Genomic DNA, 606 nt, shown 5'->3' with positions numbered 1-606 from the left:
ACACTGGTCCTTTTTCGCAAACGCATTTCTGCTGAAATGCTGATGGAAGTAAATGAGTATCTTCTTGCCCACAAAGATGATGACAACAATACACCGCCATCTTCTGGGAACTCCGATGATAATGACGCTTTAAAAGAAGACACAAACAAAGGAACATTGACACTGGATGCGACCTGTGCACCAGCAAACGTCCGTTATCCCCAGGATATTTCACTCTTGAACGAAGCAAGGGAAAAACTGGAAACCATCATTTACCGTTTTTGCAAGTCCTATAGTCTACCACTGCCACGACGTTATAGAAAACGTGCCAGAAAAGATTATCTGGCATTTGCAAAAAGCAAAAAACATAGTGCAAAGAAAATCAGGAAGGCACTCCGCAAACAGCTTGGTTACGTCGCAAGAGACATCGGATATCTGGAAAAGTTCATGAGCGACGGATATGCGATGATAGATAAAGAAATTAGTTTGTATCTGATTATCATCACGCTGTATGAACAGCAGAAGTACATGTATGATAACAAAGTACACTCAGTGGAACATCGTATCGTAAGTATCTCGCAGCCATGGCTTCGACCGATTGTCAGAGGGAAGGTCAAAGCACCTGTT

General features: G+C 42.4%; 1 pseudogene. It reads left to right on the top strand.

The features are described 5' to 3' along the window. Window positions 1–606: pseudogene (locus tag ASU35_RS19695) on the top strand (IS5/IS1182 family transposase); the annotation flags it as partial.

The organism is Acetivibrio ethanolgignens, assembly GCF_001461035.1.
Classification (GTDB): domain Bacteria; phylum Bacillota; class Clostridia; order Lachnospirales; family Lachnospiraceae; genus Velocimicrobium; species Velocimicrobium ethanolgignens.
Note: the sequence above shows the minus strand (reverse complement) of the source record. Positions and strands in the feature narration are given on the sequence as shown.